We start from the raw sequence: 14,518 nt of genomic DNA, 5'->3' as shown, positions 1-14,518 counted from the left end.
GTATTCATATACTTTAGTTTCTGCAGCCAAATGTATACATTACCTTACTTTTTTAAACAAAAAAAGTCGGAAGATTAATCTTCCGACCATGACTACGCTTTAAGCGAGCCTTTTTTATAACTATAATTCTAAGCTTTTTAATTTACTAAGCTTGTCTTCCCATATTTTTAAATCATCCTTGTATTTTTCAATGTTTTTATTAACTTCACGCACTAATGGATTGTCTTTTGTCGCATTAGAAACATAAGCTAAATTGTTTTCAAGTTGAAGAATAGAGCTTTGAATTTCGTCTATTTTACGTTGTATAAATATAAATTCATTCTGTATTTTTTTCTTGTCATTCTGCTCAAGTAAAGATTCTATTCTGTTGTTAAATTTAACGGCTTCTGTTTCTCTTCTGCTCATGTTTAACTTATCAAAAAGGATATCTAATGCATAATTAAATTTTCCTTCAATAAAGCGTTTGTTATAAGGAACTCTTCCTAGGCTTTTCCATGTATTGATGAAATTTTTGATATTTTCTAAGTCGGTTTTGTGATCTCCGCTTAACTCAAAGTCCTTGATTTCCTGAAGATATTTTTTCTTTTCGTTAAAAGCTTCTGTTTCTTCTCGATTTTCTACTTCCATAAACTTGTGAAGTCTGTCAAAGTAATGATTACAGGCGCTTCTAAAATCATCCCAAAGCTGAGTAGAATGTTTTCTTGGGACATGACCGATTGTTTTCCATTTGTCCTGAATTTGTTTCATAACAGGAGTAGCGTTCTTAAAATCGTCACTGTCTTTTAATTCCAGAGCTTTATCAAGCAAGGCTAATTTTTTTGTATAATTTTCCTGTTGAGCTTTTTTCAATCCTTTATAAAACTCATTTTTATGAGTATTAAAGTTTTTGATAGCCAGCTTGTATAATGTCCAAACCTCTTCGTTATTTTCTATAGGAACTTTACCGATAGAAAAGAAGCGCCGTCTTAATGCTTCCACATTGTTTACTTCTTTTTGCCATGTGCTGTGATCTACCATTTTTCTTTTAGAGGCAATATCAATTTCACTGATGATATTAACCTTCAAAAGAAGATTTTCTTTTTCAACTTTTCGCAAATTTTCAAATAATTGTTCTCTTTTTTCGTGAAGCTGTTTTGAAATATCGCTAAATTTTTCCCATATTTCTTCTCGTACTTCTCTGTCAACAGGTCCGATTTCTTCTCTCCAAATTCTATGAAGTGTTCTTAATTCTCTGTATGCCTTAATAATGTCATCTTCCTGAAGAAGCTCTTGTGCGTGAAGTATAATTTTTTGTTTTTGTTCCAAATTATATTTGAAATCCATATCTCTGGATTCTCGGTCTAAGTGCAATTGATCGTAAAAGCGTTCAATATGAAAATGGAAATTATTCCAAACGTGATTGTACTTATCTCGAGGAATAGATCCTGCATTTTTCCATTCTTCACGGATTTCTGCCAGTTTCTTTAAGGCATCTCCAATGTGCTGTTCGCTGTCGTCGTCAATTAATTTTTTTAAATCTTCTATAATTGACAAGCGTCTTTGCAAGTTGGAGTTTAGATTATTTTGAAGTTCTTTGTAATAAGCATTTTTTTTGTTTCTGTATTCACTGTAATATTTGTCAAACTCTTGTTTAACCGGTAAATTGTATTCAAAATCTGATTCGCTGGCATCTGGATTTTCTTCTAAGAAAATTTCTTTTTTCTCATCTATTAGGTCAATATATTTCCGATTGAATTCTTTTTTGATTTCTTCAACATGTTCTTTAATTGCAGAAACTTTATAATTTTTTAAAAGGTTTTTTAATTCATTGGTCAATTTGTCCATATCCATTTTTTCATAATTCAAAACGGGTATGTCATTGTTTTCGTGTAAAGCGTTATCTTCACTTTCTTCTGCGTTTGAGGCAGTGATGGAATCCAGAGCTTCTTCTTTATCTGTAGGAGTGACAGTGTTTAATTTCGATTCCGCTGTTTGTCCGTCTGCAAGCTCATGCAGGTTATCCTTCTTTTGTTCTGACATTTTTTTAAATCTTAATGTTTATAATAAAATATTTATTGAAAATAGTTTTACTCTCAAAATTAATAAAAAATATCGAAAAAAAGCGATTTTGAAGATAAGTTGTAAGATATATGCCCTATTCTTTAAAAAAAGTATGAAGAGCAGCTGAAATAAAGTAGAGTTAATCTTTGCTAAAAGCTTTATTCCAGATTTTCCAGGCTTTTTCTGCTTGCAATACTAACATTCCATAGCCGTTACTTATTATAGCTCCTTGCTGTTCGGCCTGGTGTAAAAAGACAGTTTTTTCTGGATTGTAAATTAAGTCGTAAGCTATATGGTTTTTAGAAATATATGAATAGGGAATAGGGGGATATTGGTCTGTATCCGGAAATGTTCCTAAAGGGGTTGTATTGATAATAATAGTATATTCCTGAATGATTTGAGGAGTCAGATTGGCATAGGTTATTACACCTTCTTGTTCTTGTCTGCTTACAAACAGATAGAGAATATTTAACTTTTGAAGAGCATATTCTATAGCTTTGCTGGCACCTCCTGTTCCTAAAATGAGTGCTTTTTTATGAATTTTATTGTTTAATAAAGGCTTCAAAGAATGATAAAATCCATACCAATCTGTATTATATCCTTTTAAATTGCCGTTTTTAGTAATTCGTATTGTATTGACGGCACCTATTTTTTTCGCTTTCTTAGAAAGAGAATCTAAATAGGGAATAATGGATTGTTTATATGGAATGGTTACATTTAGTCCTTTTATATTGTTGTGCTGATTCAATATTTCAGTAAACTGGCTGATGTGGCTTAAATCAAAATTGGTGTAGATACTTTTAGAGTCTTCAGCATCTTTAAATTTTTTATTGAAATAATTTCTGGAAAAAGAGTATTCTATGTTTTTGCCTATCAATCCGTATTGTGCTTCCATTTCAAGGGTAATTATCTCGATTCAAATTTTTTTATTGCATTTTGCATAATAGGATTCTGCCATTGATCAGGAAATAAATTCTGAATTATGGTTCGTTTATCATAATTGCTGTTTAACCCTATGGTTAAGTGATAAACTGCTTTTTCAAAATCGCTTAAGGTAAGGTATAAAACGGCTAATCGATATGAAATTTCTGCTTCATCGGGATGAAAATTAGAAATTTGCAATAGCTTTTGAACAGCTGTTTCATATTCGCTTAATACATATAAAACATCTGCCCAGCCAATCCAGTAATCTACAATGAAATCACTTAATTCAGCGGCTTTTCTATATCCTTTTTCAGCCTCTTCAAAATACAAAAGTTCTTTATTTAGTAATGCATATCGAATCCAGTATTTTTCATTCATTTCATCAATATTAATTGCTTTTTGAAGCGTAAAAAGAGCTTTTTCAAATTTATTCTCTTTAATATACAGATCTGTTAAAGCAATCCAGCCCTTGTCTAACATCGGATCTTCGTGAACGGTTCTTTTATAAAACTGAATTGCCAATGGAAAATTGTTCAAATATTCATAACAAATTCCGATATGTAGCAATACAAAAGAAGAAGAAGAATCTAATTCCAAATTCACCATGTAGTTTTCTATGGCTTCCTGGTATTTTTCTAATTTTTCTAAGGTTTTAGCCTTTTCAAGATAAGCACCCCAAAACTGTTCATCTATCAGTGTAGCGTAGTCAAATGCCCAAACAGCTTTTTCATAGTTTTTAAGAGCAAAATATTGACGTCCTAATTGGTGCCATGCGATTTCGCTATAAGGATTCCGATCAATAAAGTTGGTTAAAAAATCAATGGCCTCCTGGTGTTCGTCCAAAAAGTCAAAGCAATAAATAACGTTATATAGTGCTGATTGGTCTTCTTCATCGTTTTCGAGACACAAGATAAAACTTTCTCTGGCTTTTTCAATTTCGTCAATAAAGAGATATTCCATTCCCAAAAGAGAATAGATATCTGCCATATCTTCTGCCATACTCAGCGCTTTTTTTAGAGATTGTATGGCCTGATTGTGATTCCCTTTTTTAGAATAGACACTGGCTCGTTGTATATGTACCTCATCGTTACTCGGTTCTACCTCTTCAAGTTCATTTAATAATTTATCGGCAGCTTCAAGTTTATTTTGAAAAATCAGAATTTCTACTTCCACCAGTTTAATCCCTACTGAATTAGGATGCTGCTCTAAACCTAATTTTAATGCTTTTTTTGCCAGATTAATTTTTCCGGTATCCAAATAGTGAAAAATAATGTTTTCAAATTCTTCAGAATCAAAGAATAAAACTTTATTTGTTTTGAGCATTGATTCAAAACGAGAAAGTGATAAATTGTATTCCTCTTCTTCTTCCTTACTAAAATTCATATGCGAATGATTTTTATGTCTGAGCTTAAATACCCAATTCTTGTTTTACCTCGTCCAAAGCTTTCAAAATGATTTCGCATCCTTCTTTTATCTCGGCATTGCTTATGGTAAGAGGTGGTGTTATTCTTATCGCTTTACCTTCAAATAATAGCCAGAATAAAATTAAGCCTTTTTCCTGACATTTCAATATAGTACGGTTAGTAATTTCTGCACTCAGCGTCATTGGAGCAAGCATTAAGCCTCGACCTCTTATATCGCTGATGAGCGGATGCACCAATAAAGAACGGAACAGCTTTTCTTTTTCCAGTGTTTGATTTATAAGATCTGTTTCTAACAGCTCTTTTAAAGTAGCTAAGCTTGCTGCTGCAATTACAGGATGACCTCCAAAAGTGGTAATATGTCCGAATTTTGGATTGTCATACAGCATATCCATGTGCTCGTCGCTTGCTGTAAATGCGCCAACGGGCATTCCGCCGCCCATTCCTTTGCCCATTATAACTATATCCGGAACAATATTGTAATTTTGAAATCCAAACAGTTTTCCCGTTCTTCCAAATCCAGGTTGGATTTCGTCTAAAATCATAAGAGCACCGACTTCGTCGCAGCGCTTTCTCACTTTTGATAAAAAGCCGTTAAAAGGTTCAACAAAACCGGCACCTCCCTGAATAGTTTCAAGAATAATTCCAGCTGTTTTTTCTGTTATTTTGAGTAAATCCTCCTCCACATTAAAGTGAATAAAATCAACATCAGGAAGCAAAGGTCTGTAAGCGCGCTTTCTGTCTTCAAATCCCATGACGCTCATTGATCCCATGGTATTGCCGTGATAAGCATTAAAACAGGAGATAAGCTGGCTTCTACCAGTAACTCTTTTAGCTAATTTTAAGGCGCCTTCTGTTGCTTCAGTTCCAGAATTTACCAAATAGGTTTTGTTAAGTGGTGCGGGAATATTTTCAGCTAAAAGTTTGCAAAATTCAACAGCAGGGTTTTGAATATATTCGCCATAAACCATGACATGAGAATATTTATCCAGCTGTTCTTTAATAGCGTTATTTACTCTGGTATTTTGATGTCCAAGTGTACAAGCGGAGACACCTGCAACAAAGTCCAGGTAAGGTTTACCGTTTGTATCATATATATATGATCCCTTGGCATGGGAAATTTCTATTGCCAGAGGGTTAGGTGAAGTTTGTGCCTGATATTTGAAAAAGTCCTTTTTCATTGTTGTGTATTTGTTTTTTCCTCTTTAATTCCAACACGCTCTTTTACGGGCAGAGGAGTCGGGTTATCTTTTTCGTCTTCTCTTTCCGGAACAATTAGCGTTTCGGGTTGTATCTGCATCGGCGTTTCAGATTCTATTCTTTTTTGTTCCCGTTCTTGTTTTGCACTTTTGTCTTGGGCTATTTCTTCGTCACTAAAAATTTCTTCTAAAGAGTTTATCTTTTCATCGCCTCGCCAGTTAAAGTCTTTTAATAGCCTTGCATTTGGCGGCAATTCTTCATCGGGATATAAATCGCTCGAAGGCGCTACAAATTTGGTTGCTGAGGCAATCTGACTGTCTTCAAATGTAATATTGATATGGCTGCAAATTCCCTTGTCAATCCCAACTAGCTCATTTTGATCGTTGTACATATAATAGATGAGCTCTGCGTTTTTGATTAGGTCTAATTCGGATAATTTATTATCTACAAATTTACCATACATATTTACGCCTTTTAGCTGGTTATAGCCTGTGCCTAAAGTATCCTTTTGAATCACAAATGCATTGTCCAATACTTTGAGAGAATCCATTTGTTCTGTTTCTGTATTGCTGAGTAAATACATGATTCTTCCGGTTAACTGGCTGTCTCCGTTCCACATTATAGGATTACCTATAAACTGGGTCAGACCTGTTTTTTCGCTCCAGTGAAGGGAATCTGCTTTTCCGCTCATACTATCTCGAAGCATCCTTGCATCGGGAAAACCTCTGATGATCCTGTCTTTTTCCTTTCCTGTCAGCAAAATCCTTTTGGCATGAAAGTAGGCAGAGTCTCCTTCTTGAGTGAGCATGCGAACCAGAGCTTTGTTGGTTACAAACATTGAATCTTTTTCTTTGAAAAGTTCTGAGTAATGTCCGGTTATTCGTGCTTTATTAATTGTATCGGTAATGCGGACGTGATTTGTTGCAGAGGCAAACTCTTGCATTTTGTTGTAGTAAATTGAATCTCCCTCAATTTTGCGATTATCATACCAGATGTATGAGTTTTTGATCATTTTACCGACGTCATTCTGCACATCGTAAAAACCGTTTTCGGTATAAATATAATCATCTTTATTGGTAATTGTGGAAGGACCAAAAACATAAGAATGCTGAGGTACTTCATAAAAATCTAAGTGATTTGATTTTACTACAGTACCCTGATCGGTTGTTATGGTAACAGCAGTTAAAAACTGAAATTTCTTTTCGTCTAAAAAATAACGTCCGGCATTACTGGTCAGGACGTTACCTTTATTGGTTATTTTTCCGGGTGTGTTATAGTAAATTAAATTTTGATTTCGATCAAATCGAAGCGTATCTGTTTCCAATACCGAGTCAGGCGAACGGACGATTACATCGCCTTGGGCATACGAAAAGCCATTTACTCCGTTGTATTCGGCATATTTGCTATCCATAAATATGGTATCTCCCTGATTCATTTTAACATCCCCAAATAATTTCAGATAGTTTTCTTTTTCAAAATAGTAGGCTTTGTTGCAATTAATCAATACACCATCGTGTTCTGCAGAAATATTACCGGTTAAAATTGCGGCATCAGGCAACAATTCCTGATTGACATCTGTGAAATCGGCGTGATGAATGATTATCTTTTTTTTGTCCTGACTAAAACTAAAGAATGAGAAAAATAAAAATAAGATTGAAAAATGTATGGTTTTCAAGATTGAAAATATTTTTTTCAAATTTAAACAAAAAAAACAGATTAAGATTTTCGTTAAGAATAAATTATAACATGACAAGTAAGGGCTGGAAAAGCGCATCCTTAAAAGAGCTTTTTTTGTTTAATGGCTTCCATAAAAAAGCCTTTTTACTTCAACAAAAACTGTTTAGCCGTGTATTTATTCGGACAACATTTCAGTTTTTAACTGCAGCTTTGCCTTCTGTAAGTTTTGAGTAGATTTGCTTTAAAAAAAGCGGTAAGAATATTCTTATATTTCTGTGAAATTTATAAGTAACTTCCATATTCAAAACAAATAAATCTTGAAGACTCATTACATCGGAATAATCAATATCTCAGATACTAAAATTCATTGATGTGGAGATTGAAGAATAATATTTAATTAATTAGATACTAATGTTTTAAGGTGTTTTTTGTTTTTAGGATAGGTAGTTTCAAATCTTTGGCAGATAGAATAAAAAGAAAGATAATAAAATGATAAGTGTTTTTTCATATTATCCTTAAGATCTAATAAAATTCAAGAGCGTTTGTGGAAAAAACGCTCTTGAATATAAATATTAGGTTAATTAGCAGAATACAGAATATTAGCTCCTGTTATCCAATAAGCTCCCGTACCTCCATCTGTAAAACGAAACCCTTTCCAGTCACCTGTTGCCGGAGTGGTTGTTTTTCCGTCTCCATTGGTATCTCCACCATTGGTATCATCTTTGTAGGAAGTTAATATGGCTGTGGGATCCAGAGTAACATTACCGTTATAAGATTGTAATCCGCCTGTAGGGTCTGAAAACTTAACAATTACATTAGGTTTAATATTAATTGTTGCTGTAGGTGCAACCTGAAACACACTAACGTTTTCAGATACATAAGGTACTTCTGTATTGTCCCAATTAACTGATAAACCTGCACCTCCTGTACTCATATCCAAATAAATTCCGTTATGGGTATTGGTCTGTGCTTTATTTTCGGGATTGTGAAAGACATTACTTGGGTCTAATTGGTAAAAAGAAGAAAAATAAATAGGTTTTCCGTTGTCATATAGTTCATTATTGGTAAACTTACTCACATTGGCATCTTTCATGGCAGATGTTCCGTAAAACGCATAAGATGCCGAGCTTCCTGGTAGATACAAAGTGTGAGCAATTCTACAATGTTCAAATGTGAATGACGCTGAAGTCTCACTCTGAATACTGAAAGCTCTTGTACCACCTCCACTGCTTCGTCCGGCATAAAATATATCAACATATTGAAATACACTGCCTGAGGAGATTGCCAAATATATCTGTTCCCAATCACCTTTTTCGGGCTTGGTAGCAGTCGCATCTCCGTTAGTATCTCCACAGTAACGATCGTCAGCCAGGGAGGTAAATACAATTCGTTTGGCTGCTGTACCCTGTGCGATAATTTTACCATTCGCTACCTCAATACGAGCATCCTTTATTTTTACGATTACTCCGGGTTCTATAGTTAGTGTTGACGTCACTCTCAAATCGGATTTGTCAATTACATAAACAGAACCTTCTTTCCAAACCGTTGGCTGATCAATGGTTCCGGATACCTTAATGACGTTACAGGCTACAACAGGATCTGGTTTAGGATCTGGTTTGTTGGGGGTAACTTCATCGTCTTTTGAGCATGAAGTTAAAACCATTGCGGCAATACAAGTATAGATTGCCATTCTTGTTACATTCTGAATTTTTGTTTTCATGATATTTAAAGTTATTATTTAATAGCCAATTACTATCGAGGCAGAATTATTTACTCCGTTTGCAGGTTTTGGAATGAAGTCTAGTTGAAAGTCAGTCGCTAAACCATTTCGTTTATACCAATCTTCAATCCTCAAGGAAATATTTTTCCCATTCTTTTTTAACTTTGCAGTCATTTTGTATCTTCCTATAGGGATATCCCACAGCTCACTGCGGTTTATCCATTTTTCATCGCCGAAACGCAGTGTAATCACACGTCCTTCGGAACCATCTATTAATGGTCCGGAAGGAGTAAGGGTAAGCTCAATATTTTCTTCGTTTTCGTAGAAGCCAATATCTGTTGTCAGCATAACTGTACCTCCATAATAAGCTTCCGACTCCCAGGGCATACGTCCTTCTAACATCCACTTAAAATTGCGGATTGCACCTTCCTCTTCAGTATAAGAGTCGGTTCCATCAGGAAAAAGTTCCATCGTATAGGTTTGTCCGTTGTATGTTTTATCTAAGTAGGCAAATGTTCTCCATGATCCTGGCTGGACTTTTATCCGGTAAAGACCATTCTTATCGGTCGTACCGTGTATATAAGACGCATAAAATACAGTATTGTCTAATAATATCTTGGCTCCCGAAATTGGTGTATCATTACTATCCACAACTTTACCCGTAGCATAACCTTTCTCTAAACTGTTGATTTGAGAATCAGGAATGCTATCTGATTTATCACAGGCAGTACAAACAGCTACGGTAAAGTATAGCCAAATTGTTTTTCTAATTATTGTTTTCATCATTTATAATTTTCTAAACAGATACAGATTTTAAACTACATCTGTACTATCGATTTACATGGTCAAAATTACTTCGCTAATATTTCCTCTGGTATCCCCTAAAGGGGGTTTTTATCCTAATCGGATATAGCTATATTTGCCTTATTATAAATCTGATAATCAATTTGTATGATGAAAGCAACTACATACAAGTCAGTGAAAATTTTACCATATTTATTTTTACTGTTTAGTATTCCCTCATTTGTTATAGGTCAAGAATCAACTATTGATTCATTAATCAGAGAATTGGAAAGCGAAAAACTCTCTGTTGAAAAAAGATTGGAAATCTATGACGAGCTTATTTATCAGCATTGGGAACACGATGCACAAAGTGGGATTTTCTTTGGACAAGAAGGTATTGTATTGGCAAAAAAACAGAATAATAAAAAATGGTTGTCCACCTTATATAGTCACATTGCCATGTCTCATTATTATTTGACACAGTATGACTCCGCCCATTACTATCAAGATTTGGCTTTTCCCCCGGCAGAAGATTTGGATTTTTTAATGCCTTTGGCAAATGCTCATATGAATAAAGGAAATATTTTTAAGATGCAAAATCTCCTTCCGCAAGCTCTATCTTCCTATTTTAATGCTCTAAAAACTTTTGAAAAAGCAGAATCAGAGAAAGGAAAAGGTATGGTATTGGGGAATATTGGTCATGTTTATCTTCTTCTAAGAAATTATGAGCAGGCAGAAAAATATCTAAAAAAATCGGAATTGATTGCTATTGAACTAAATGACGAAGAAGACTTGGGTTCAGTTTCCATTGCCTTGACTAATATTTATATGGAAACTGATTTAAATAAAGCTATAGATTATGCTTCCAAAGCAGTTAATATTTATCAAAACCTGGGTAATAAATATGCGGAAGCTGTTGCACTTTCTATTCTGGGAGCGTGTTATATTGAAAAAAAGGATTACAAACAGGCAGAAATCTATACGGAACGTGGATTAATGGTTGCAAAAGAAGTAGGATACCCAAATTTGCTCGCTCAACTTTATATTAAATTGTCAAATGTACGATTTTACCAGAAAAGATATACTGAAAGTGAAAGACTTGCCGAAGAAAGTCGGAAAACTGATACTACAAGCATGGATATAAAGCACAACGTGCTTTTTAATCACATCCGTAACAATATGTATCTAGGAAACTTAAAAAAAGCAGAAGATTATATTGATCAATATTACGAATCTCTTCAACAATATGCTTTAGAAGAATATCAAAATTCTCTTTCCGAACTTGAAGTAAAGTACGAAACTGATAAAAAAGAACTTAAAATAAATGCCTTGGAAGAACAACACCGACTTTACATTTGGTTAAGTATTGCAGGGGGAGCAATCTTGCTTATAATCTTAGCTTTTGCCTTTGTACGTTATCGCTTGGTAGTCAGTAAGCGCAAACTTGCAGAGGAAGAAGCCCTGCGTTTGGAGCAGGAAAAACAGCTTGTGGCAGTACAGGCTACCTTGGATGGCGAGTCTGCGGAGCGTACACGTCTGGCTAAAGACCTGCATGACGGGTTGGGAGGAATGTTGTCTGCAGTAAAGATGAACTTACCGCAAGTGAAAGGCGATGCTGTACTGGAAACGGTGGATGTTTCCCGTTTTCAAACTGCACTAGGCATGCTTGATGATTCTATTCAAGAGTTACGTCGGGTAGCACACCACATGATGCCGGAATCACTGTTGAGTTACGGACTAAAAATCTCGTTAGCTGATTTTTGTGCAGCTATCCCAACAGCCGATTTCCATTATTTTGGAAACGAAGCCCGGTTATCTGGCAAAATGGAAATCATGATCTATCGCTGTATCCATGAGTTGGTTAATAATGCACTGAAACATGCTGAGGCCACACAGATCAATGTACAGTTAGTGCAGGAATCCGACAGAATATCCTTCACAGTACAGGACAATGGCAAGGGCTTTGATTGGCAAACAGTTTCAGAAGGGATGGGATTGCGTAATATCCGACAGCGGATAGACGCATTTCAGGGTAAATTGGATATTTATTCTTCGGCAGAAGGAACAGAAGTACATGTAGAACTTGAACTGAGAGAAAATGAATAAAATGATTACCGTAGCTATTGTGGATGATCATAAGATTTTAACAGACGGATTGCAAAGGCTTATCGAAGGCTCTGGTATAGCAAAAGTAGTTGGCGTTGCCCATAATGCAGCGGATTGCAGAAAGTTCATTAACTTTTGGAAACCAGATGTATTACTCCTTGATGTGGGGCTGCCCGATATTAGCGGAGTGGATTTTTGTAAGGAGCTCAAAGAGCGTATTCCCGAACTCAACGTTCTGGCCTTGACTACACACAATGAATACAGTGTGGTTCGGCAGATGTTAGAAAACGGTGCTTCAGGTTATTTGATTAAAAATGCCATGACCGAAGAAGTGCTGGCAGGGATACAAGCAGTTGCCGGCGGAGAGGCATTTTTATGCCATGAAATTGATATATTGATGAAACGCCCCAAAGAAACTCACATATGGTTAAGCCAGCGCGAGCGGGAAATGTTAAAATTGGTGGCTGAAGGCTTAACTAATGGAGAAATTGCCGACCGTATCTTTCTAAGTCCAGAAACGATTAAAAGCTATCGCAAAAATCTGCTCCTGAAACTGGGCGCTAAAAACACGGCAGTATTAGTAAGAATGGCCATTGAGAAAAAACTGATTTAGTTTAATAATTCCCTTAAAATATGTAATCTTATTGAATTCTGATATTTAAAAGTAGAATTTTGGTAACCTAATCTTGCTAAAACTCTTTTTTGGCTAAAAACTAAAAATGGCTGTAGATAAATATTTTACAGCCATTTTTAGTTTTTAATCTTAGATGTATATTTTTTTCAAAAATTATTTTGTAATTGTCTGCATTCTGTCTGGTCCTACGGAAACTATCTTGACAGGAACTTCTACGGAATCCTCTATGAATTTAATGTATTCTTTTAATTCCTGAGGCAGTTGCTCATAAGAAGTCATACTGGTTAAGTCCGCTTTCCAGCCTTTTAGTTCAACGTAAACAGGTTTAATATTTTCTGGTTCAATATTATAGGGCAAATGATCTATTTTTTGACCTTTATAGCTGTATTCGGTACAAACTTTTAGAGTGTCAAATCCAGAAAGAACATCTCCTTTCATCATGTATAACTCTGTAACGCCATTTACTTGTACAGCATATTTCAAAGCAACTAAATCCAGCCATCCGCAACGTCTTGCCCGTCCGGTGACAGAACCGAATTCACGTCCTACTTTTGCCATAGTAGCTCCGATTTCATTGTCTAATTCAGTAGGGAAAGGACCACTCCCAACCCGGGTAGTATAAGCTTTAAAAATTCCAAAAACGTTTTTTACTTTGTTAGGAGGAACACCTAAGCCGGTACAGGCTCCTGCAGCAGTAGTATTGGACGAAGTTACAAAGGGATAAGTTCCAAAATCAATATCAAGCAAAGAACCCTGAGCACCTTCTGCCAAAATGGATTTTCCTTCTTTTAAGGCTTTGTTGATGTAATCTTCACTATCAATAAAAGTCAGTTTTTGGAGTTGTTCAACAGCTTCAAAAAACTCAGCTTCCATTTCTTTTAAGTTATACTGCATATCTACATCGTGAAAGGCTATCATGGCTTCGTGCTTATCGGCTAAAGCACGGTAACGTTCTTTAAAATCTACAAGTTCAATGTCTCCTATACGCAGTCCGTTTCTGCCCGTCTTGTCCATATATGTAGGCCCTATTCCTTTTAATGTGGAACCTATCTTAGCTTTTCCTTTTGCTGCTTCTGAAGCGGCATCTAACAAACGGTGGGTAGGTAAAATTAAGTGTGCTTTTCTGGAAATAAGAAGTCTGGAATAGATGTCAATATTAAATTTTTCTAAACCTTCAATTTCTTTAATAAAAACCACCGGATCAATAACTACTCCGTTTCCAATAATGTTAATAGAGTTTTTGTGGAAAATCCCGGAAGGAATTGTTCGAAGTACGTGTTTAATACCGTCAAATTCTAATGTATGTCCGGCATTTGGTCCACCTTGAAAGCGGGCAATAATGTCGTATTTGGAAGTGAGAACGTCAACAATTTTTCCTTTGCCTTCATCACCCCATTGTAAACCAAGTAGTAAATCTACAGTCATTATTTGTGTTGTTATAAGATTTTAAATTAGTTGTTTATATATTTTCAGAATGGGTATCGTCTTTTTTGCGATTGCCGTAAAAATAAAGCGAATGATTGTGGATATCGATATTAAAAATCTCTTCTATAGTTTTTTTGATTGTCTGAATACGAGGATCACAAAATTCAATTACCTCACCTGTATCGGTTAAGATAATATGATCGTGTTGTTTGTCGAAATAGGATTTTTCGTAATGAGCTTGATTTTGACCGAATTGATGTCTTCTTACCAAACCGCATTCAAGTAGGATTTCGATAGTGTTGTAAAGCGTAGCTCTACTAACCCGATAGTTTTTGTTTTTCATTTTGATATACAGAGATTCTATATCAAAATGCTCTTCACTATCATAAATTTCCTGTAAAATAGCGTATCTCTCCGGCGTTTTTCGATGTCCGCGCTCCTCCAAAAATTTGGTAAATACGCTTTTTACTATTTCTTGATTTTTTTCGCTGTTCATAATTAACTACTAAAGTGCAAATATATAGCTATTTTCTTTTGTATTAAAATTTATATAAGCACAGTTATACTTTTGATTATAAAACTAATAAA

11 protein-coding genes are annotated in these 14,518 nt (G+C 35.1%); 2 read left to right on the top strand and 9 right to left on the bottom strand.

The genetic code is table 11. The features are described from left to right. Positions 1–120 precede the first annotated feature (120 nt). The 7 genes from C8P70_RS08715 to C8P70_RS08685 form a co-directional block, all read right to left on the bottom strand. A complete protein-coding gene (locus tag C8P70_RS08715; protein WP_133712954.1) occupies positions 121–2,019 on the bottom strand; it encodes a DUF349 domain-containing protein in 1,899 nt (632 codons plus the stop codon). A gap of 160 nt (positions 2,020–2,179) precedes the next feature. Next, positions 2,180–2,935 (bottom strand): shikimate dehydrogenase family protein, encoded by a 756-nt coding sequence (locus tag C8P70_RS08710; protein WP_133712953.1) that lies wholly within the window; start codon positions 2,933–2,935, stop codon positions 2,180–2,182. 11 nt (positions 2,936–2,946) lie between these two features. After that, positions 2,947–4,347 (bottom strand): tetratricopeptide repeat protein, encoded by a 1,401-nt coding sequence (locus C8P70_RS08705; RefSeq protein ID WP_133712952.1) that lies wholly within the window; start codon positions 4,345–4,347, stop codon positions 2,947–2,949. 25 nt (positions 4,348–4,372) lie between these two features. Further along, positions 4,373–5,566, bottom strand: a complete 1,194-nt coding sequence (locus tag C8P70_RS08700; protein WP_133712951.1) for an aspartate aminotransferase family protein — start codon at positions 5,564–5,566, stop codon at positions 4,373–4,375. Continuing rightward, a complete protein-coding gene (locus tag C8P70_RS08695; RefSeq protein WP_133712950.1) occupies positions 5,563–7,260 on the bottom strand; it encodes an OstA-like protein in 1,698 nt (565 codons plus the stop codon). The genes C8P70_RS08700 and C8P70_RS08695 overlap by 4 nt, the downstream gene beginning before the upstream one ends. 579 nt (positions 7,261–7,839) lie before the next feature. Then, positions 7,840–8,982, bottom strand: coding sequence for a hypothetical protein (locus C8P70_RS08690; RefSeq protein WP_133712949.1), 1,143 nt, complete (start codon positions 8,980–8,982; stop codon positions 7,840–7,842). 18 nt (positions 8,983–9,000) lie between these two features. Next, the gene (locus tag C8P70_RS08685) at positions 9,001–9,765 is read right to left on the bottom strand and encodes a carboxypeptidase-like regulatory domain-containing protein (protein WP_133712948.1); all 765 of its coding nucleotides are present in this window, start codon (positions 9,763–9,765) and stop codon (positions 9,001–9,003) included. Between the two features lie 168 nt (positions 9,766–9,933). Here C8P70_RS08685 and C8P70_RS08680 point away from each other — a divergent pair, with 168 nt between their 5' ends. Further along, positions 9,934–11,871: an ATP-binding protein gene (locus tag C8P70_RS08680; RefSeq protein ID WP_133712947.1), complete on the top strand. Its 1,938-nt coding sequence runs from the start codon at positions 9,934–9,936 to the stop codon at positions 11,869–11,871. Continuing rightward, on the top strand, positions 11,864–12,484 hold the full coding sequence (locus C8P70_RS08675; protein ID WP_133712946.1) for a response regulator: 621 nt from the start codon (positions 11,864–11,866) through the stop codon (positions 12,482–12,484). Before C8P70_RS08680 ends, C8P70_RS08675 begins: the two co-directional genes overlap by 8 nt. A 174-nt stretch (positions 12,485–12,658) precedes the next feature. Here the strand turns inward: C8P70_RS08675 and C8P70_RS08670 are convergent, their stop codons facing one another. Then, a complete protein-coding gene (locus tag C8P70_RS08670; protein WP_133712945.1) occupies positions 12,659–13,930 on the bottom strand; it encodes an adenylosuccinate synthase in 1,272 nt (423 codons plus the stop codon). A gap of 34 nt (positions 13,931–13,964) precedes the next feature. Next, positions 13,965–14,426, bottom strand: coding sequence for a Fur family transcriptional regulator (locus C8P70_RS08665; protein WP_133712944.1), 462 nt, complete (start codon positions 14,424–14,426; stop codon positions 13,965–13,967). Between the last annotated feature and the right edge of the window lie 92 nt (positions 14,427–14,518).

The sequence above is a fragment of the Myroides indicus genome (assembly GCF_004364575.1).
In the GTDB taxonomy this organism is placed as follows: Bacteria; Bacteroidota; Bacteroidia; order Flavobacteriales; family Flavobacteriaceae; genus Flavobacterium; species Flavobacterium indicum_A.
Note: the sequence above shows the minus strand (reverse complement) of the source record. Positions and strands in the feature narration are given on the sequence as shown.